At 36.8% G+C, this 20126-nt stretch carries 17 protein-coding genes; 9 read left to right on the top strand and 8 right to left on the bottom strand.

Annotated elements, in window-relative coordinates; genetic code table 11:
- Window positions 1-930 carry a bifunctional riboflavin kinase/FAD synthetase gene (gene ribF / locus ABXT69_RS00085; protein ID WP_416678082.1) on the top strand — a complete coding sequence of 310 codons (930 nt, stop codon included), beginning with the start codon at window positions 1-3 and terminating at the stop codon, window positions 928-930.
- Here the strand turns inward: ribF and pyrC are convergent.
- Window positions 922-1959 carry a dihydroorotase gene (gene pyrC, locus ABXT69_RS00080; protein WP_416678081.1) on the bottom strand — a complete coding sequence of 346 codons (1038 nt, stop codon included), beginning with the start codon at window positions 1957-1959 and terminating at the stop codon, window positions 922-924. The two genes, ribF and pyrC, sit on opposite strands and share 9 nt — an antisense overlap.
- A gap of 31 nt (window positions 1960-1990) precedes the next feature.
- Entirely contained in the window at window positions 1991-4657 is a 2667-nt protein-coding gene (secA, locus tag ABXT69_RS00075; RefSeq protein WP_416678079.1) for a preprotein translocase subunit SecA, read from the bottom strand.
- A gap of 47 nt (window positions 4658-4704) precedes the next feature.
- Here secA and ABXT69_RS00070 point away from each other — a divergent pair, with 47 nt between their 5' ends.
- The 6 genes from ABXT69_RS00070 to ABXT69_RS00045 all read left to right on the top strand — a co-directional run bounded on the left by ABXT69_RS00070 (window position 4705) and on the right by ABXT69_RS00045 (window position 8711).
- The gene (locus ABXT69_RS00070) at window positions 4705-5010 is read left to right on the top strand and encodes a hypothetical protein (protein WP_416678078.1); all 306 of its coding nucleotides are present in this window, start codon (window positions 4705-4707) and stop codon (window positions 5008-5010) included.
- Between the two features lie 86 nt (window positions 5011-5096).
- Entirely contained in the window at window positions 5097-5714 is a 618-nt protein-coding gene (gene petA, locus ABXT69_RS00065) for a ubiquinol-cytochrome c reductase iron-sulfur subunit (RefSeq protein ID WP_416678076.1), read from the top strand.
- An 8-nt stretch (window positions 5715-5722) separates the two neighbouring features.
- Window positions 5723-6946, top strand: a complete 1224-nt coding sequence (locus tag ABXT69_RS00060; RefSeq protein WP_416678074.1) for a cytochrome b — start codon at window positions 5723-5725, stop codon at window positions 6944-6946.
- 3 nt (window positions 6947-6949) lie between these two features.
- On the top strand, window positions 6950-7633 hold the full coding sequence (locus tag ABXT69_RS00055) for a cytochrome c1 (RefSeq protein ID WP_416678072.1): 684 nt from the start codon (window positions 6950-6952) through the stop codon (window positions 7631-7633).
- A 77-nt stretch (window positions 7634-7710) separates the two neighbouring features.
- Window positions 7711-8343: a glutathione S-transferase N-terminal domain-containing protein gene (locus tag ABXT69_RS00050; protein WP_416678071.1), complete on the top strand. Its 633-nt coding sequence runs from the start codon at window positions 7711-7713 to the stop codon at window positions 8341-8343.
- Window positions 8344-8351: 8 nt separating this feature from the next.
- Window positions 8352-8711: a ClpXP protease specificity-enhancing factor gene (locus ABXT69_RS00045; RefSeq protein ID WP_416678069.1), complete on the top strand. Its 360-nt coding sequence runs from the start codon at window positions 8352-8354 to the stop codon at window positions 8709-8711.
- On the opposite strand, the gene bioD is transcribed toward ABXT69_RS00045, so the two are convergent.
- Window positions 8703-9344, bottom strand: a complete 642-nt coding sequence (gene bioD, locus ABXT69_RS00040) for a dethiobiotin synthase (protein WP_416678067.1) — start codon at window positions 9342-9344, stop codon at window positions 8703-8705. The genes ABXT69_RS00045 and bioD overlap by 9 nt on opposite strands.
- A gap of 59 nt (window positions 9345-9403) precedes the next feature.
- Between bioD and ABXT69_RS00035 the strand changes: the two genes are divergently transcribed.
- Both ABXT69_RS00035 and leuS read left to right on the top strand, forming a co-directional pair.
- Window positions 9404-10333, top strand: coding sequence for a dihydroorotate dehydrogenase (locus ABXT69_RS00035; protein ID WP_416678066.1), 930 nt, complete (start codon window positions 9404-9406; stop codon window positions 10331-10333).
- 18 nt (window positions 10334-10351) lie between these two features.
- A complete protein-coding gene (gene leuS / locus ABXT69_RS00030) occupies window positions 10352-12808 on the top strand; it encodes a leucine--tRNA ligase (protein WP_416679592.1) in 2457 nt (818 codons plus the stop codon).
- 32 nt (window positions 12809-12840) lie between these two features.
- Here the strand turns inward: leuS and ABXT69_RS00025 are convergent, their stop codons facing one another.
- From ABXT69_RS00025 to dnaA, 5 genes are all read right to left on the bottom strand, one after another.
- Window positions 12841-13701, bottom strand: a complete 861-nt coding sequence (locus tag ABXT69_RS00025) for a phosphoribulokinase (RefSeq protein WP_416678065.1) — start codon at window positions 13699-13701, stop codon at window positions 12841-12843.
- Between the two features lie 115 nt (window positions 13702-13816).
- Window positions 13817-16204: a DNA topoisomerase (ATP-hydrolyzing) subunit B gene (gene gyrB, locus ABXT69_RS00020; RefSeq protein ID WP_416678064.1), complete on the bottom strand. Its 2388-nt coding sequence runs from the start codon at window positions 16202-16204 to the stop codon at window positions 13817-13819.
- Window positions 16205-16303: 99 nt separating this feature from the next.
- Entirely contained in the window at window positions 16304-17389 is a 1086-nt protein-coding gene (gene recF / locus ABXT69_RS00015) for a DNA replication/repair protein RecF (protein WP_416678062.1), read from the bottom strand.
- 13 nt (window positions 17390-17402) lie between these two features.
- The gene (gene dnaN / locus ABXT69_RS00010) at window positions 17403-18506 is read right to left on the bottom strand and encodes a DNA polymerase III subunit beta (RefSeq protein ID WP_416678061.1); all 1104 of its coding nucleotides are present in this window, start codon (window positions 18504-18506) and stop codon (window positions 17403-17405) included.
- A 206-nt stretch (window positions 18507-18712) separates the two neighbouring features.
- Window positions 18713-20026: a chromosomal replication initiator protein DnaA gene (gene dnaA, locus ABXT69_RS00005; protein WP_416678059.1), complete on the bottom strand. Its 1314-nt coding sequence runs from the start codon at window positions 20024-20026 to the stop codon at window positions 18713-18715.
- Window positions 20027-20126 lie beyond the last annotated feature (100 nt).

The raw sequence follows: 20126 nt of genomic DNA, 5'->3' as shown, positions 1-20126 counted from the left end.
ATGGAACTAATACGCGGCCTTCATAATCTTAAACATCAATCTGGTTGTGTTCTTACCATTGGCAATTTTGATGGTGTACATGTGGGCCATCAGGAAATACTAAAACAACTTGTCTTAACTGCAAAAAATAAAGGCATACCATCTCTTGTAATTTCTTTTTCTGTGACCCCTGAATCTTTTTTTGGAAGGACAAAAGCAAAGCTAAGTAGCTTTAGGGATAAGCACCTTTTTCTTGAGTCGCTTGGGATAGACAAACACCTTTTAATAAGATTTAACAAAGCTTTTTCTGAAATAAGTGCAGAGTCTTTTATCAACCAAACTCTGGTTAATAAAGTTGGCGTAAAGCATTGCTTTATTGGCGATGATTTTCGTTTTGGTAAGGATCGTCTTGGAGATTTTTCAATGCTTCAAGAGATGTCATCTGAAAAAGGCTATTTAGTTGATAAGATTAAGGGAGTCCATCTTGATGGTCAGAGAATTAGTAGTTCAGCAATACGAAAACTACTTTCCCAGGGGGGTTTTAAACAAGCTGAAGCTTATCTTGGAAGGCCTTTTTCAATAAGTGGCAGAGTTGCTCATGGTGAAAAAATGGGGAGAACAATTGGATTTCCTACGGCCAATATAAGTATCAGGCGAAAGCTGAGTCCTGTTCTCGGCGTCTATAGCGTACTAGTTAAAATTAATAACACTACATATACAGGCGTGTGCAATATTGGGAAAAGACCAACAATAGGTGGCACCAAGGTGCTTTTAGAGGTTTTTATTTTTAACTTTGATCAAGAAATTTATGGTGAACGTGCGACTGTTATTTTCAAACAAAAATGCAGGGATGAATTAAAGTTTAACTCACTTGAAGAACTAAAAAGTCAGATTAAAAATGATGTTGAAAAAAGCAAAGAATACTTTAAAAGTATGGATTTTTTAAGTTAGTAGCTTCCAAGAGAGATCTTCTCCCGCAAAAAAGGGCACCACATGTGAGCCAGAAAAATTATAGCTCTCAGGTATTCGCCATGAAGCTTTTTCTAGTGTAATTTTTTCTTGGTTTCTTTCAAGACCATAAAAGTCGGCGCCGAAGAAAGATGCAAACCCCTCTAATTTATCAATTTTTCCATTCCTGTCAAATGCCTCGGCATAAAGCTCAATGGCCGCATGTGCGCTAAAGACTCCTGCACATCCGCAGGACGACTCTTTTTGATGCTTCTCGTGTGGCGCCGAATCTGTGCCTAGAAAAAATTTTGGACTTCCTGAGGTCGCTGCTGCAATTAGTGCCTCTTGATGTGGCGATTGTCTTTTCAGAACAGGTAAGCAGTAAAAATGTGGTTTAATTCCACCTACAAGCATATGATTTCTGTTTGCTAAAAGATGGTGTGGAGTTATTGTAGCTGCTATATTTATTTCACATTCATTTATAAAATCAACAGCGTCTTTTGTGGTTATGTGCTCAAGGACTATTTTGAGGCCAGGGAAGTCTCGAACTAGTTTAGTTAACGTTTTGTCTATAAAAACTTTTTCTCGATCAAAGATATCAATGTCATTATCAGTTACTTCGCCATGAATTAGGAGCGGTAGTCCTTCTTTTTGCATTTGTCCTAAAGCTGGATAAGCGCTTAATAGGTTTGTCACTCCACTATCTGAGTTCGTTGTAGCTCCAGCTGGATAAAGCTTTATTGCATAAACCTCTTGGGCTTCACTCGCCGCAATAATTTCACTTTTAGTTGTGCTATCTGTAAGATAAAGCACCATCAGAGGATTAAAAGTTGTTTCTGCTGGCAAGGCATTCATGATCTCTTTATGATATTCTATTGCTTGAGATACGTCTCTTATTGGTGGTGAAAGATTTGGCATAATAACTCCCCGTCCCATCTGAAGAGCGCTCATACCAACAACAGACTTCATTGCAGATCCTCCTCTAAGGTGAAGGTGCCAGTCATCTGGCTTAGTGAGCGTTATTCTCTCCATTTAAAGCGTGCTGCCTCCAAAAAAATAAGTCTTACCCATGACACTGCTTATATTTTTTTCCCGAACCGCATGGACACGGATCATTCCTTCCGACTTTTAAATTTTTCGCGGGCTGTCCTGTGCTCAATGCTTTTCGTGCCGCTGGGGCTCTTTTTTGAACAGAGGTTGGTTTTTCTTTATTCGTTAAAACTTCAGGCTTTACTTCAGATTGTGTTTTTACCTGCTCAAGATTAACACTGCAAAGGGCCCTAACAATCTCAATATTTATAGTTTCAAGCAAAGTGGTAAACATTGAAAAAGACTCTCGCTTGAATTCTTGTACAGGATTTTTTTGACCATAACCGCGCAAATTTACGCTTTGTCTTAATTGGTCCATAATTGCTAAATGATCTTTCCAGTGGTGATCAAGCGCCCTGAGCATGACCGCCTTTTCAAAAGTTCGCATGGTTTCTGAGCCAAGGGTTTTTTCTTTAAAGTCATGTGAAGTCGAAAAACCTTGTTGTGTGATTTCTAATATTTCATCAAGCTCAAGACCTTCATCTATGCTTTTTTGGACTGGAATATTTGTTCCATAAGATCCGATTAACTCATTTTGAAGCCCTTCTACATCCCAATCCTCTTCGGGCACCTTTAAAGAGATATACTCTGAGAAAAGGTCGCTAATGACGCCATTTCGAATTATCTCATAGCGATCTTTAACATCTTCAGTGCCCATTAATTCGTCTCTTAGCTCATAAACTACTTTTCTTTGATCATTTGCCACATCGTCATACTCAAGAAGGTGCTTGCGTGCATCATAATGCATTCCTTCGACTTTTTTCTGCGCATTAGCAATTGTTTTGTTAAGCCAACTATGCTCTAGAGCCTCTCCCTCTTTCATGCCAAGCTTCTTCATCATGCTAGCTGTTTTTTCAGAGGCAAATATTTTCATTAAACTATCTTCAAGTGACAGGTAGAATCGTGTTGACCCAATATCGCCTTGCCTTCCTGCCCGGCCGCGGAGCTGATTGTCGACTCTTCGAGATTCGTTTCTTTCTGTTCCTATAATATGCAGACCTCCTGAATCTATAACTCTTTTATGTTTGAGCTTCCATGCCTCTTTTTCAGTTTCGCTAGCTCCATCTATCGGCCTCCCTCCTAAAACAATATCTGTTCCTCTTCCAGCCATATTTGTTGAAATTGTTACAGCACCTGGAGCTCCAGCATTTGCAATAATTTCGGCTTCACGTTGGTGCTGCTTTGCATTGAGCACCTCATGTTTAATTTTGTTCTTCGTAAGCATAGTAGAGACGCTTTCAGAGCTCTCAATGCTGTTTGTTCCTACCAATACTGGTTGAAGAGTTTTTTGACACCCCTGGATATCTTCCATAACGGCGTTAAGTTTTTCACTCATTGTTCCAAAAATTAGGTCTGAATGATCAATCCTGGAAGAAAGGGTATTAGGCGGAACAACAACAACTTCTAAGCCATAAATATCTTGAAGTTCAGAGGCTTCTGTTTCAGCGGTTCCTGTCATCCCTGAGAGCTTCTCGTATAGCCTAAAGTAATTTTGATAAGTTATTGATGCCAAGGTTTGATTTTCTTTTTTAATACTCACGCCTTCCTTTGCTTCTATTGCTTGATGCAGGCCTTCAGACCACCTTCTTCCCTCCATAGTCCTTCCAGTAAACTCATCAACAATAACAACTTCGTCGTCTTTAACAAGGTAATCAACATTTTTTTTAAATAATATGTGCGCCCTTAAGCCTGACAATAAGTGCTGCATCAAAATAATATTACTGGCGTCATACAAGCTGGATTCTGGAGCTAGAGCGCCCGCCTCTATTAGCATCTCTTCTGCTTTAATATGCCCATCATCTGAAAGAAAAACTTGTTTATGTTTTTCATCAAGCGTGTAATCGCCTGGAACTAAAACCTCAACCTCCTTACCTTCTCCAACCTCAGTTTGAAGTGTGAAGCTTGGAATCATCTTGTCTATCGCGTTATAAACTTCGGCATGGTCTCCCGTAGGTCCAGAAATAACTAGTGGAGTCCTGGCTTCATCAATCAAGATTGAGTCAACCTCATCAATAATAGCAAACGCCAGTGTTTTCTGTGTTTTTTGCTCCTGAGAAAAAGCCATATTGTCTCGAAGATAATCAAATCCAAGCTCATTGTTAGTTGCATAGGTAATGTCGCAAGAGTATGCCTCTTGTTTTTCGGCACTAGACATGCCTGAAACAACCACTCCAACAGAAAGACCAAGAAAAGAAAACACTTCTCCCATCCACTCAGAGTCACGTTTTGCTAAATAGTCATTTACAGTGACAATGTGAACTCCCTTTCCAGCAAGCGAGTTTAGGTAGGCTGGAAGGGTTGCGACTAAAGTTTTTCCTTCACCAGTTCCCATTTCTGAAATACTGCCCTCGTTTAGAACCATGCCACCAATAAGCTGAACATCATAATGCCTTAAACCCAAAACTCTTTTGCTTGCTTCTCTTACAACAGCAAAAGACTCAGCCAAAATGCCTTCCTCCGTCTCTTTGTTCTTAAGCCTCACTTTAAGGGTTTCTGTCATTAATACAAGCTCATCATCGCTCATCGCTTGCATCTTTTCTTCAAGCGAATTAATTTTGGAAACTTGGCCGTTATACTTTTTTATTAGCCGGTCATTATGAGACCCTAAAACTTTTGATAAAACATTATTTATAATACTCATAGAAGACAAACAAAATTAATTAATAAAACTGGGGTATTTTCTCATATATGCAAGACAAAACAAAAGGAAACCCTACAAATTTTAAAGTTGGCAGCAATCTAAGCTCTTTATTTGAAAAAGCAAAAGAACATAACCACTTAAACGCATTAATTAAGGAACAGTTTTCTGAACAGTTTAAAGGCCTTAATCTTTGCTTTTTAGGCTCTCAAGATGTTACCCTGCTTGCTATAAACTCATCCATAGCCTTCCGAGCTGAAAAACAAAAAATAAAACTCCTCTCATTAATTAAACAAATCGAGGGACTTTCAAATATAAAATCAATCACCATTAAAGTTGATAAAAAAAACTACTAGTCATTTGAGTCATTTTTTACTTTTAAATATCAGCCATTTACATTATAATGGTGCGGCTTTTTATCTAAATATCTTAAAAAATTTTTATGTCCGAACAAACAATTGACTTAAAGAAAAGACGTTTTTTAACCAAAGCAACTAGTGTAGTTGGTGCGGTTGGTGTTGGTTTTGCGGCATGGCCTTTTTTATCAACATGGAAACCATCGGCTAAAGCTAAAGCGGCTGGAGCGCCTATCGATGTTGATATTTCTAAATTAGAGGCTGGTCAACTTGTTCGTGTCTTATGGCGTAAGAAACCTGTGTGGATATTTAAACGTGATGAAAAAGCACTAGAGTCTCTTGACTCAGAAGACCTAATTAAAAATCTTGATGATCCAGATGGCACAGGTAACTCTAAAAGTCAACAACCAGACTATGTAACCTCTAATTTTCGATCTATCAAAAACAAAGAAAGTGTTGCTGTTATCGTTGGGGTTTGCACGCACTTAGGCTGCTCTCCAACATATAGACCAGAGCCTGGTGCAGCTGATCTTGGGGGAGACAGTTGGAAAGGTGGTTTTTATTGCCCATGTCATGGGTCTAAGTTTGACCTTGCTGGAAGAGTTTATGCAGGTGTGCCTGCTCCAACCAACCTAGTAATTCCTCCGTATCAATACGTCAGTGATTCATTGATTCGTATTGGAGTTGACCAACAAAAAACATAAGAGAAAACATGAATAATAAACAAAGTTGGATAGACCAAAGATTTCCATTATCTAAAGTTATTAATGAGCACTTAGCAGAGTACTACACTCCCAGAAACTTTAATTTCTGGTATTTCTTTGGTGGCTTAGCAGTGGTGATGCTTATAATGCAGCTGGTTACTGGGATATTCTTAACCATGCACTATAAACCTGACGCAGAGTATGCTTTTGCCTCAGTTGAGTATATTATGAGAGACGTTGAATGGGGCTGGTTTATCCGCTATATGCATTCGACAGGGGCCTCTGCTTTTTTTGTAATAATTTATCTTCATATGATGCGTGCCCTTTTATATGGCTCTTACAAGGGGCCTAGGGAACTGATATGGATACTTGGCATGGTGCTATATATTCTTTTATTAGCTGAAGCTTTCATGGGCTATGTTTTGCCTTGGGGGCAAATGTCGTTTTGGGGCGCACAAGTAATTATTTCACTTTTTGGCTCAGTTCCGATTGTAGGCCCAGATCTATTAGTTTGGATTCTAGGTGATTATGCTGTTGGTGATGCGACTTTAAATCGTTTCTTTTCATTACATGTTGTCGTCATTCCACTTATTCTTGTTGTTCTTGTTTTTTTGCATATTGTTGCTCTTCACCACGTTGGATCAAACAATCCAGATGGAATTGAAATAAAGAAAAATAAAGATGCAGACGGCATTCCAAAAGACGGAATCCCCTTTCATCCATACTTCACAATTAAAGATAGTGTTGTTGTTGTTGGGTTTTTATGGATATTTTGTGCAGTTGTTTTTTATGCTCCAGCACTAAATGGATATTTTCTTGAGTATCCAAATTTCATTGAGGCTAACCCCCTTAAAACGCCTGAACATATTGCGCCATTATGGTACTTAACCCCCTATTACTCTGTATTAAGGGCAATTCCTCCCCTGTTTGGTTCACAATTTCCTGGAGTATTAGGAATGTTTGCAGCACTTGGAGTATTTTTCCTTCTTCCTTGGCTAGATAGAAGCCCAGTTAAATCAATACGATACAGAAGCCCCATTTATAAATGGATTCTTGGGACTTTTGTTGTAAGCTTTATTATGCTAGGCTGGCTTGGTGTTCAACCTGTCACCCCTCTATATGTTTTACTGGCTCGTATTTTTACAATCTTGTATTTTTCATTTTTTATCTTAATGCCTTGGTTTAGCACCCTTGGAAAAACTAAAGAGGTTCCAGAGAGGGTTACTGGGTAACATATGAATATAAAATTAAAATTAATAGTTGGCTTATCTGTTCTTCTTTTTTCCATAAACATTTTTGCTGCTAGTAAGGTTCATTTAGATCGTGCAAATACTGATATTTTTGACGAAACCTCCTTGCAAAATGGCGCAAAACTTTTTATGAATTATTGCTCAGGTTGCCACGAGATAAGCTTGATGCGTTACAATCGAATTGCTAAGGACCTAAACCTAACGGAAGAGCATGTTGCTAAAAATCTAATGTTTGCTGGAAATAAAGTAGGGGAGGCTATTACTACAGCTATGCCAGAAGGTGCTGCAGCTAAATGGTTTGGAGGCGTTCCACCAGACCTCTCTTTAGTTGCGAGATCAAAAGGAACTGACTGGATTTACACTTACCTCAGAAGTTTTTATGATGATGAGGAGAGAATTTTTGGGGTAAACAATAAAGTTCTGGTAAATGCTTCTATGCCAGATGTCTTATGGCCATTAAGAGAAAGTCAATCTGAAGCAGAGTTCGACCAAAGCGTTCTTGATATAACAAATTTCTTAGACTATGTTGGTGAGCCAGCAAAGCTAATCCGCCTAAAACTAGGCAAGTGGGTGTTACTATTCCTTAGCATCCTATTTATTCTTGTCTATATGCTTAAGAAAGAGTACTGGAAAGATGTTAAATACGGCATATGGAGGCCGCGCGATTAATTTCTGATACAATCTTTATCTTTACGTCCTTTGCTCTATAAAAGCAAGGTTATTTTTTTTAATTTGGTGCAAAAACTATGCTATCTAAACCTAATCCGTCTTCTACAACCCTCTATGCCGCCTCTGAAGAGCTTGAGTCACATGCAGTTCGATTTATTATGGCTCACAAACTAATTGAGCGAGAGGTTATAGAGCTTAAGTTTGACGAAATGCCAGAAGAGGTTTTAGAGCTCAACCCTTGTGAAACTCTTCCAACACTTTTTGATAGAGGAATGGTTCTATACGACCTCTCTGTAATTATGGAATACCTAGATGAAAGATTCCCCTTTCCTCCTCTTTTGCCAGTTGATCCTATTGAAAAAGCGGAAAAACGCCTTCTAATTTATCGTTTCACGAGATCAGAAGGCTGCTGGTATGAGCTTGTCGAAAAAATTCTAAATGGCGCCAAAAAAGAAAGTGAGGCTGCAAGAAAAACTTTACATGGAAATCTTATAGAGCTATTGCCTTTATTCTCCCATAAGCCTTATTTTAAAAGTGAAACAATGACTCTTGTTGACATCTGTATCGCTCCTATTCTATGGCGTCTTGGTCTTTTAGGCATCTCTTTAGATAAGAAAAAAGCAAAACCAATTATGGATTATGCCAATAGGCTTTTTGAAAAAGAAGGCTTTCATGAGAGCCTAACTTTTGCTGAAAAAGACTTTAACTAAAAAAACTTATGTCAAGTGTGGTCCCCTATTTAATCCGAGCTTACTGTGATTGGATAGAGGACTCTAGTTTTACGCCTCATATACTTGTTAATTCTGAAAAAACTGGTGTTTCGATTCCTAAAGACTTTGCAAGTGACGGTAAAATTATTTTAAACATTGCCTCTTCTGCAACAGAAGGACGGGCAATAACCAATAAGTCTATTAGCTTTAAGGCAAGATTTAATGGAAGGCCTGAAAAAATTATTGTGCCCTGCAACGCGGTATTGTCTATTTATGCTAAAGAAAATGGAGAAGGAATGTTTTTTGATAATAAGGTCGAGCCTCTTGATCAAGAAAACCAGAAGCCAAACCTAACCCTATTAGATTAGTCTTTCAATTTCAGAATTAAAAAACTCCAAATTATCTTTTGAAAATGAAAGTATAGGAACGCTTGTATACCCAGCAAGAGACTCATTATTAGATAGTGTGTTTGGGTTAATTTCATTTAATACAAGACACAAAACCTCTAGATTGTTTTTCTTTGCGGCTTCAATAGCCAGCAAACCTTGGCTAACAGAGCCTAACTCGTCTCGAACAACAATGATAATTGGTAGCTGAAGCAAGACAGCAAGGTCTGAATTAAGCGCTTTTTCTGCAATCGGTGAATAAAGCCCACCAGCGCCCTCTACCAAAACAAAACAGTCTCCCACTTGGTTGTTACAAGCATGTACTAAGTCATCTAGGCCAAGGGTTTTTCCAACGCTTGCACTGGCTTCTTCCGGACTTGCTTCAAGAGTAAAACAATGAGGGCAAACTATGTTTAAAAGCTCCTTTGAATTGCAGGCCTCTTTAAGTGCAATAGCATCTTTTGGAATATAGTCTCCATTCAATAGCTCACAATTTGTTTCAACAGGCTTTCGAACCTTAATCTCTCTTGCCTTACTGAGATGCCTAACAATTTCAATGGCTACAGTAGTTTTACCAACCTCTGTATTACTGCCTGTTATAAAAACTCCATTCATAGCAACATTTTAGACGAAGTTATCAACCTCCAAGTCGCCATAAAAGTATAATAACGGCAATGCAAAATAATCTTAAAACAAGTTTTTGTGGGATGTCATTAAACTCACCAATCATTTTGCTTTCCGGGTGTGTTGGGTTTGGTGAAGAGTACACTCGAATCAAGGGCTTCTCTAACTCCGATGTCGGTGCAGTCTGCTTAAAAGGGACTACTCTTGAGCCAAGGCTTGGAAACAAACTACATAGAATTGCTGAAACTCCTAATGGAATGCTCAACGCTATTGGCCTTCAAAACCCAGGAACAACTGCGGTCATAAACGACATAATGCCAGGCCTGGATAAAAAAGAAACTAAATTCATTATTAATATTTCTGGATCAACCGTTGAAGAATATGGCGAAATTGCACGACACTTTGATGACTCTGATATCGACGCCATTGAAATCAATATTTCATGTCCAAATGTAAAAGAAGGCGGCGTTGCTTTTGGCAATGACCCCGAAATGTCTTTTAGGGTTGTTGAGATTTGTAGAAAAAATACCTCTAAACCAATTATTACAAAGCTATCTCCAAATCAAACAGACATTGCCTCCAATGCATTAAGGTGTATTGATGCTGGAAGCGATGGGCTCGCCGTTATAAACACAGTTATGGGAATGGCTATTGATATTGAAAAACAAAAGCCAGTAATAGGAAATAATCAAGGAGGGCTATCTGGTCCTGCTATAAAACCGATTGCACTTCTGAAGGTTCACCAGGTTTACCAGGTTAGTAAAAAATATAATGTCCCTATAATTGGTCAAGGGGGAATTGTGTCGGCTAATGATGCGATTGAATTCATCATTGCTGGGGCAGACACAGTTGGTATTGGAACTGCGCTCTTTTATGATCCCCTTGTTTGCCAAGAAATAAACGAAGGGATTAGTAAATATCTAATAGAACACAACATGAAAGACGTTCAATCTTTAGTTGGCTCTCTTAATTTAAATTAAAAACTTATAAAATTAATGATGCAAAAAGAATATAACGCTGCTTTAATTGAAAAAGAAGCACAAGAATATTGGGCCACAAATAACTCATTTGTTGTGGTTGAAGATAAAACCAAAGAAAAGTATTTCTGCCTATCAATGCTGCCTTATCCTTCTGGAAGGCTTCATATGGGTCATGTTCGAAACTATAGTATCGGCGACGTAATTTCAAGATACCAGAAAATGCTTGGAAAGAATGTTATGCAGCCTATTGGCTGGGATGCGTTTGGACTTCCAGCTGAAAACGCTGCTATAAAAAACCAGGTTCCTCCTGCTGGGTGGACTTATGAAAACATTAAGCACATGAAAGAACAGCTTGTAGAGTTGGGTTTTGGTTATGACTGGTCAAGAGAATTAGCAACTTGTCATCCAGAGTACTATCGTTGGGAACAATGGTTTTTTGTAAAGCTGTTTGAGAAGGGCCTTGTGTATAAGAAAAAAGCAGTCGTAAACTGGGACCCTGTAGACCAAACAGTTTTGGCTAATGAGCAAGTAGTTGAAGGTTGTGGCTGGCGATCTGGTGCGCCTGTTGAAAAGAAAGAGATTTCTCAGTGGTATATGAAAATAACTGACTACGCAGAAGAGCTTCTTGTGGACATACAAAAACTCGACGGCTGGCCAGATGCTGTAAAAATGATGCAAACAAACTGGATTGGCAAATCTGTTGGACTTGACATTAAATTTACGCTTAATGGTTCTGAAGCACTAACTGTATATACAACAAGGCCCGATACTTTATTAGGTGTTACTTATCTTGCAATTGCTGCAGAACATCCTCTTGCTATTAAGGCTGGAAAGGGTAGCAATGAAATTCAAATGTTTCTTGAAGAGTGTAAAAAAATGGAAACGGCCGAAGCAGCTATTGAAACTATGGAGAAGAAAGGCATTGATTCTGGATTGACTTGTATTCACCCAATAACGGGCGAATCTACTCCAATTTGGATAGCAAACTTTGTTCTTATGGGCTATGGAACTGGAGCAGTAATGAGCGTTCCTGCTCATGACCAAAGGGATTATGAGTTTGCAAAAAAATATAATATATCCATTGTTAATGTTATTTCCGACCACAGTGGTAATGTAGATACTAGCAAAACAGCATACGTTGAAAAAGGAATTCTTATAAACTCTGGCGAGTTTAATGGCTTAGGCTTTGACCAGGCGTTTAGCGCAATTAGTGAAAAACTTTCAAACCTGAAAATGGGGGAGCTAAAGACTAATTATCGTCTTAGAGATTGGGGTGTTTCAAGGCAGCGTTACTGGGGCTGCCCAATCCCAATAATTAATTGTCCTACTTGTGGGGTTGTTGCAGAAAACCTTGAAAACCTCCCTGTAAGACTTCCTGAAAATGTTGGGCTTGATGGTGTGGGCTCTCCATTAAAAAAGATGCCTAATTTTTATAGCGTATTGTGCCCTAAATGCGGCGCACAGGCGGAAAGAGAAACGGATACTTTTGATACTTTTTTTGAGTCTTCCTGGTACTTTGCAAGATACACATGTGTCGATCAAAGCAACGCTATTCTGGATGATCGTGCTAACTATTGGCTTCCTGTAGATCAATATATAGGTGGAATTGAACATGCAATCTTGCACCTTTTATACTCACGTTTTTTCACAAAATTATTGCGTGACGAGGGAATAATTGAAGCCAGTGAACCTTTTACAAATCTTCTTACACAAGGAATGGTTTTAAAAGATGGCGCTAAAATGAGTAAATCAAAAGGAAATACGGTTGATCCTCAAGAAATGATTGCTAAGTATGGGGCTGATACGGCAAGGCTTTTTATACTTTTTGCAGCGCCGCCAACACAAGACCTTGAGTGGTCAGATAGTGGAATTGAGGGGGCTTATAGGTTTATAAACAAATTTTATCGTCTTGTTACTGGTTTTGTAAATTCCAATAAAAATAATAAAGCCTTGAAAGTTAGTTTTGAAGATTTAAATGATGAGCAAAAAGAAGTTAGGAAAAGAACACATTTAGCGCTCAAAAAAGTAGGTGATGATTTAGGTAGAAGGCATTCATTTAATACAGCCATAGCAACCATGATGGAGCTCAATAATACTCTGTCTAAATTTATAGATACGTCTGAAAAAGGGGCTGCTGTCAGAAAAGAATCGATTGATATCATGGTCAAGTGTCTTAGTCCAGTAATTCCCCATCTATGCCATCATCTTTGGCATTTGCTTGGCGGTAAAGAGGCTATAGTCGATGTCAAATGGCCAGTTGTTGATGAATCTGCGCTTATTCAAGATAACATACAGACCATAGTCCAAGTTAATGGAAAATTAAGAGCAAAAATAATGGCCCCATTAAACTCTGACAATCAAAAAGTCCAAGAGTTAGCTTTTAGTGATGAAGGGGTTAGTAAACATATAAAAGACAAAGAAATAATTAAAGTTATTGTTGTTCCAAACAAACTTATAAACATAGTTGTTAAATAAAAATTATATTTACTGTGAATGGGTTTACTGATTTAACGATTTAACATTTTTTCGATTTGCTCTCTTAATATTAACTCCATTACAAAGCCCATTTTGCCTCCAGGAACAACCAAGGTATTTGGCCGTGACATAAAAGAGCCCGTAACCATATCTTGTAAATAAACAAAGTCGCAGTACTTATGATCTTGAAATCTAACAACTACAAAGCTTTCATCCTGAGTTGGTATGTCTCTAGCAATAAAAGGGTTTGAAGTATCCACTGTTGGAACACGCTGAAAATTTATATGTGTTCTTGAAAACTGAGGCGTGAGATAATTAATATAGTCCCACATTCTTCTGTGAATTGTGTCTACTGTTGCTTCAGCCGAATAGCCTCTTTGCTCCTTGTCTCTATGAATTTTTTGGATCCACTCTAAGTTTACTACAGGTACTACACCAATCAACAAGTCAACAAATTTTGTAACATCTATATTTCCATCTTTTACTCCGCCATGAAGTCCTTCATAGAAAAGCAAATCACTACCCCTTCCTACCTCCTCCCAATCAGTAAACTCTCCAGCTTTTTTTCCAAAAGGGGTGCCTTCTTCATCAGAATGAATATAGTAGCGGCGCTTACAATGGCCTTTTTCACCATAATCTTTAAAGGTGCTTTCAATCAAATCAAAATGGTTGGCCTCTGGACCAAAATGACTAAAATATTTATTTCCTTTTTTATCTTCAGCCTGCATGGTGCTTTTCATTTGCTTACGATCAAATTTATGAAAGCTATCGCCCTCAATAATTACTGGAATTGCTCCAACACGTGAGAAAATATGATTAAACGCATTTTTAACGGTCGATGTACCAGCACCAGAAGACCCAGTTATAGCAATTACCGGATGTTTTTTTGACATGGACCCACTTCATTATAAGAAAACTCTACTTATTATCTTACAAACAAGGTCAAGGTGTTAATAAATAAATTCATAACTGCTTGAATTTAAATCACGGGGGGGTGTTTTTACTTAATTAAAAATCTAAGTTGTCAACTTTTAGGGCATTTTGTTCAATGAAGTTCCTTCTTGGTTCTACTTCATCTCCCATTAATGTTGTGAAAACTTCATTAGAGGCTATGGCGTCTTCAATTTTTACTCGCAGCATTACTCTTGTCTCTGGGTTCATCGTGGTGTCCCAAAGCTGATCAGGATTCATCTCTCCCAGCCCCTTGTATCTCTGAAACCCCTGTCCTTTTCTTGCTTCAACAAGTAAAAAATTCAGGGCAGTAGAAAAATTAGGTGTTTTAATTTCTTTGGCGCCTTTTTGAATGTATGTCTCATCATCAAACATACTCTCAACTTGATCTGAATATGTCTCTATTTTTTTATACTCTGCTGAGTTAAAAAAGCCCTCATCAAGACAAATATTTGTCACTTCTACTCCATAAGTTTTCAAAGAGTATAGGATGCTATTATTTTTAAACTCTAAAATATTTTGCTCTGACATCGAGCTATTGTTGTTCATTTTCTCTTGAAGTTTAACACACCATTCTTTCGATATTTTTTCGTCAGATAAATCTAATTTTGGCATTCCCAACATAGACATTAACAAAGGCTCATTATATTTTTTACCAACTTTTTCAATAGTGCCAATTGTACTATAGTACTTAGTAACAAGCTTTTCAAGCGCCATTCCCTGAATAGCTGGGGCGTCCTTACTAACAAAAAGACTAGCATCATGGATTGCCTCTTGCTGAAGATATTCATTAAGCTCAATATCATCCTTAAGATATCGCTCTTGCTTGCCTTTTTTAATTTTATAAAGGGGTGGTTGTGCGATAAATAAATAGCCATTCTCAATTAGCTCTGGGTAGTGGCGATAGAAGAACGTTAAAAGTAGGGTTCTAATGTGGGCCCCATCAACATCGGCGTCTGTCATAATAACTATCTTGTGATATCTAAGCTTTGTAAGGTCATACTCTTCTTTACCAATACCACAACCCAAAGCAGTAATCAGTGTTCCAACTTCTTGAGAAGATAGAATTTTTTCGAATCTTGCTTTTTCTACATTTAAAATTTTACCTTTTAGGGGTAGAATTGCTTGTGTTCTTCTGTCCCTTCCTTGTTTGGCTGATCCTCCAGCAGAATCACCCTCTACTAAGAAAATTTCTGATTCAGCAGGGTCTTTAGTTTGACAGTCGCTTAGCTTTCCTGGAAGTCCCGCTATATCTAAAGCACCTTTACGACGAGTCATTTCACGTGCTTTTCTAGCAGCATCACGAGCCCTGGAGGCATCAAAAATTTTCCCAATAATAATTTTAGCTTCAGTAGGATTTTCAAGAAGATATTCACTTAATTTCTCACTTACAGAAGACTCAACTGGCGCTCTAACTTCAGATGAAACTAACTTATCTTTTGTTTGTGATGAAAACTTAGGGTCTGGTACCTTAATTGACAATATAGCAGTCAAACCCTCTCGAGTATCTTCACCAGTAATAGCAGCTTTTTCTTTTTTTGCTAACCCTGATGCATCTATGAAGTTATTAAGAGTTCGTGTTAATGCAGCTCTTAAGCCAGCAAGATGCGCCCCACCATCTCTTTGTGGAATGTTATTAGTAAAGCAATATACACTTTCATTGTAGGAGTCACTCCATTGGAGTGCTACGTCAACAGTAATATCGTCTTTCTCTGTAGAAATTGAAATAATGTCATTATGAATTGGGTTTTTAGACTTGTTTAAGTGTTCTACAAAAGCTTTAATACCCCCCTCATAAACAAAAATATCTTTTTGATCAGTGCGCTCATCATGAATTTCAATACGAACACCTGAATTTAAAAAAGACAGTTCACGTAATCTATTTGACAAAGTCTCAAACTTAAAAACTGTTTCAGTGAAAATCTCCACACTTGGCTTGAAGTGAATTGTTGTACCTGTTTTATCTGATTTTCCTATGGTTTTAATTGGTGAAACTGGAACACCTAGAACATAGTCCTGCTCATAGCTTTCACCAGACCTATGAATGGATAGTTTAAGTGTTTCAGAGAGGGCGTTTACTACAGAGACACCAACTCCATGAAGACCACCAGAAACCTTGTATGAGTTATCATCAAACTTACCGCCAGCATGAAGTACGGTCATAATAACTTCAGCTGCAGATATTCCTTCTTCAGGATGAATATCGACTGGTATTCCGCGACCATCATCTGTTACAGATATTGAGTTATCATCGTGTATTACAACCTCAATTTTTGAGCAGTGGCCAGCTAGAGCCTCATCAATTGAATTATCAACAACTTCGAACACCATATGATGAAGACCAGTACCATCGTCTGTATCACCAATATACATTCCAGGGCGCTTTCTAACAGCGTCTAAACCCTTTAAAACTTTAATATTGGAGGCTTGGTATTCTTCAGTCATAAATGGCCCTTAAAAAATGAATTTATTATACCACGGGTAGTAACTTTGTCGATAAATCATATAACATTTTTCACATTGCTGTAATAGAGAAATTACAGCTTAAACACTAGTGATAACTCCATTCTTAATAAGATAAATATTGGTTTTTTTTGGGTCTAAAGGAAGGTCTTTATTTCCAATATCGGTTATAAATATTTGTATATTTAGGTTTGTCAAAAAATCAAGTATTGAGTTAATTTTTTCTTGGTCTAGCTCCGAAGAAATATCGTCAATCAGAACGACTGGGTCAGAGTTGTCTTTTGCTAATACAAGTACTTGAAGCATCCAAAAAACAATTGAAAGTTTCTTTTGCTCCCCCCTTGAAAGAAAACCTTCATTTTTTTTACTTAAATAGAAATCAATTGAGGCCCTGTGTGGACCATACCCCAAATGTTTGGTTTTTATAAAAGAACTTTTATTGTTTTGGAGATATTTTTTAATTTCGTTTTGGTTAAGGCTATCAACCTCCTTTACCCAGCCTGTTTGTAATTTAAACTCTAGGCTTTTTGTGGAATCAACAAAACTCTTAAGAGATAGCAAGGGGCTCTCTCCAAGTATTTGTGTCAGTTTCTGTATGTAGTTTATTCGGGCTTGAGTAATCTCAACAGATAAGAAGGCGAATTTTGAGAACCACTCTTCAAGTTGATTTTGATTGTTTCCTGTTAGTATTGCATTTATATTTTTTAGGGTTTTATTATAGGATTTATATGTTTTTAATACTTCTTTGTTGTCATGAAAAACACCCCAATCTAGATAAGATCTTTTAAGTTTTGGTGAACCGCCTACTATAAAGCCCCTATCAGGAGAAATAATTTGTGTTGGTAGGTGCTGGCTTAAAAGGCTATTACTGGTAATTTTTTCAGTGCCAATTACAATAGTGCTTTTACTTTTAGATTTACTTAAAGTTACCTTTTCACCATCGATTATTGCATTTATTTGAATAAGGTCTTTTTCAAAAGGAATTACATCTTTAATATTTTTTGTTTTAAACGATCGACTGTGTCCTAAATAATATATAGACTCAATAAAGTTAGTTTTTCCTTGGCCATTACTGCCAAGAATTAAGTTTATATTTTTGTTGGGTTCTAGATACTGATCGTTTAAATTTCTAAATCTTGCAACATGCAGTTTCTCAATTATTGCCATGTATTAATTTTGGCTATATTCTCATTGGCATGATTATGTACTGATAGCTTTCATCACCCATCGCGCTCAGTAAACAAGATTTATTTTCGCCACCTGGTATAACCATATTTACTTCTTTTGAGCTTAATTTCTCTAAAACAGAGATTAAGTAATGGATGTTAAAAGCAATTTCAAGTTCTTTTTCTTGTTTTGTAACTTCTATTTGCGTTTCAGCCCTACCTCTTTCTGAGTGAGAAAATATACTAAGCTTGTCATCTCTAAAAACCAGTTTTACGCCCTTTGTTCTTTCATCAACAAAAATTGATGCCTGTTGTAAGCTAGAGAGAAAGTCTGCTCGATCTATAACAATTGTATTGCTGAAGTCGGTGGGCATAACTTGCTTATAATTTGGAAAATTCCCATCAATTAAACGACTAATAATTTTCGTATTTGTATCTACTAATGAGAAATAGTTGTCTGATAGATGAATTTCTGCCATATCTTGAGTACTTTTATTTAGTAGTTTGGTTAACTCTAACACTGCTTTTCTTGGAAGAATTACTGTTTTTTTATCTTCTAAATTATTGCTTTGTTTTACTTCACCAATTGAGAGTCTATGTCCATCAGTTGCTACAACAGTTAACGAGTCTTTGTTTAATTCAAAAAACAGTCCGTTTAAATAAGCCCTTATATCTTGATTTCCCATAGAAAAACTTGTGTTTTCTATTAGTTCTTTTAGTGCTTCTTGTTTTATTTTTATTACGCTTGTATTTTGTGTTTTAGGCAGCGCTGGAAAATCTAAATGATTGAATGTATTTAACTCAAATGTATTCTTATTTGCATTTAGATAAACTTTATTTTCTTCAATTTTAAATTTAATTTTTGTTTTTTCTGGGAGTTTTCTTACAATATCTATTAGATCTTTTGCATATATTGTGAATGTCACCTCTGTTTCACTTTTTATTTCATTCGAAGCACTTATTTCAAGTTCCATATCTGTTGTCGTAAGCGTTAATACTTTGTCTTTTAATTGAATTAATACATGCGAAAGTATTGGGAGGGTTTGTTTTTTTTCAACAACCCCAATTACAGTTTGTAGTGGTTCAATTAATTCTTCAACGCTTAATTCAGTGTTCATAGGCTGGATGTCTTTATAAATTAATTATTATTATTATTAGTGTTCTTATTTTCTGTTAATTTCTATTTTTTTCTTTTTAAAATCAACAGCATAAGTGGTGTATATCTTGTTAATATCTTCAGGTTTGTTTTTACACTATTGTTAGTTATTGTTCTAATTATAAGATGTTTTGTTTCTTATCAACAACACAACTTATAATTTTTTGTTTATAAGTTAGTAATTTTAATTGTTATATTTTCAATATCGTTTTTTATCTCTTCGTTTGTATTTATAAGCCCTTTTAGTTTTTCACAGGAATACAAAACCGTAGAGTGGTCCCTGTTTCCAAAATTTTGACCAATTTTTGCTAGCGATAAAGATGTTAGTTCGTGACATAAGTAGATTGCCATTTGTCTTGCTTTGACTAAATGCTGTTTTCGCGAATTTGAAATTAAGTCAGAAACTGTTATCCCATAAAACTTACTAACTGTTTTTTGAACTTCATTTACTTCAATAATAAGTTTTTTTGGTTTAATTAGATCACCTAGCGCGCCCTCTACAACGTCTTTGGTTATAAAAGAATGATCTATTTGAGAAAAGTCAACAAAAGCCTTTAGTTTAAGAAGCGCCCCTTCTAGATCTCTAACATTCGAAACAACATGACTTGCAATAAAAAGAGCAACATCCTCACTAAGATCAAGAGATATCTGAGGATTTTGAGACTTCTTTAATAAGATAGCTGCCCTCATTTCTAACTCTGGTGGTGAAAGCTGTAAATTTAAGCCTTGCGAAAAACGAGTTTTAAGCCTATTTTCAAGATCTTTAATATTTTTAGGTGGTTGGTCACATGTAAATATAATCTGTTTTTTTGTACTGAACAAAAAATTAAAAATATGAAAAAATTCTTCTTGTGATTTATCTTTGCCAGCTATTAAGTGAATGTCGTCAACCAACAATAAATCAGCTGACTGATAAAAGAGCTTAACATTTTCTATCGTATTATGCCTTAGGCTGGTTGTAATATTTCTTACAAAATCCATTAATGGAACATATATTATTTTTGTATTGGGGTTTTTTTCTAGCGCAAGATGCCCTGCAGCTTGCATCAGGTGGGTTTTTCCAAGGCCAGACTCACCATAAATAATAAAAGGATTGTATGGAGAGGCCCCAATCTTCTCTGCAATCTGTCTACTCGCAAGAGCCGCAACCTGATTAGCACTTCCTAAAACTAGACTATCAAAAGTATATTCTGGGAATAATGGAGTTGTATGGTGCTTTGTTTGACCGGCAATTTTTTTACTAGAGTCAACAACGCCAAACCTAACCTTTAGTTTTCGATCAAACTCTGATACTGCGAGAACAATTGCAGCCTCTAGATTTTTATGGTTATTTATATACTTAAGTGCAGAAGCACTAGGCGCATAGAGGTAAAGAGTCTCATTTCTTTCTGCTGCTTTTAGGGGCTTAACCCACACACTGAACTCACCTAATGGCAGTGTATTTTTTAGCGATTCTAGGCACTGGACCCAAGTCTGAGACATAAGAAAGAAGGTTAAAATAGGAAAACAATATTCTAATGATACCTGTAATAAGCCTAAAGATGATTAAAGCCTTTGTTAGATTTGGTTGATATTTAGGCCT

The sequence above is a fragment of the Candidatus Pseudothioglobus sp. Uisw_016 genome (genome assembly GCF_048087635.1).
GTDB lineage: Bacteria > Pseudomonadota > Gammaproteobacteria > PS1 > Pseudothioglobaceae > Pseudothioglobus.
Note: the sequence above shows the minus strand (reverse complement) of the source record. Positions and strands in the feature narration are given on the sequence as shown.

Bases quoted from the DNA above. Each gene is read 5' to 3' on its own strand.
- secA (WP_416678079.1), bottom strand. From the start codon at position 4,657: ATGAGTATTATAAATAATGTTTTATCAAAAGTTTTAGGGTCTCATAAT.
- ABXT69_RS00045 (WP_416678069.1), top strand. From the start codon at position 8,352: ATGTCAAGTGTGGTCCCCTATTTAATCCGAGCTTACTGTGATTGGATA.
- ABXT69_RS00070 (WP_416678078.1), top strand. From the start codon at position 4,705: ATGCAAGACAAAACAAAAGGAAACCCTACAAATTTTAAAGTTGGCAGC.
- recF (WP_416678062.1), bottom strand. From the start codon at position 17,389: ATGGCAATAATTGAGAAACTGCATGTTGCAAGATTTAGAAATTTAAAC.
- ABXT69_RS00035 (WP_416678066.1), top strand. From the start codon at position 9,404: ATGCAAAATAATCTTAAAACAAGTTTTTGTGGGATGTCATTAAACTCA.
- dnaA (WP_416678059.1), bottom strand. From the start codon at position 20,026: ATGTCTCAGACTTGGGTCCAGTGCCTAGAATCGCTAAAAAATACACTG.
- ABXT69_RS00050 (WP_416678071.1), top strand. From the start codon at position 7,711: ATGCTATCTAAACCTAATCCGTCTTCTACAACCCTCTATGCCGCCTCT.
- gyrB (WP_416678064.1), bottom strand. From the start codon at position 16,204: ATGACTGAAGAATACCAAGCCTCCAATATTAAAGTTTTAAAGGGTTTA.
- bioD (WP_416678067.1), bottom strand. From the start codon at position 9,344: ATGAATGGAGTTTTTATAACAGGCAGTAATACAGAGGTTGGTAAAACT.
- pyrC (WP_416678081.1), bottom strand. From the start codon at position 1,959: ATGGAGAGAATAACGCTCACTAAGCCAGATGACTGGCACCTTCACCTT.
- petA (WP_416678076.1), top strand. From the start codon at position 5,097: ATGTCCGAACAAACAATTGACTTAAAGAAAAGACGTTTTTTAACCAAA.
- ABXT69_RS00060 (WP_416678074.1), top strand. From the start codon at position 5,723: ATGAATAATAAACAAAGTTGGATAGACCAAAGATTTCCATTATCTAAA.
- dnaN (WP_416678061.1), bottom strand. From the start codon at position 18,506: ATGAACACTGAATTAAGCGTTGAAGAATTAATTGAACCACTACAAACT.
- ribF (WP_416678082.1), top strand. From the start codon at position 1: ATGGAACTAATACGCGGCCTTCATAATCTTAAACATCAATCTGGTTGT.
- ABXT69_RS00025 (WP_416678065.1), bottom strand. From the start codon at position 13,701: ATGTCAAAAAAACATCCGGTAATTGCTATAACTGGGTCTTCTGGTGCT.
- leuS (WP_416679592.1), top strand. From the start codon at position 10,352: ATGCAAAAAGAATATAACGCTGCTTTAATTGAAAAAGAAGCACAAGAA.
- ABXT69_RS00055 (WP_416678072.1), top strand. From the start codon at position 6,950: ATGAATATAAAATTAAAATTAATAGTTGGCTTATCTGTTCTTCTTTTT.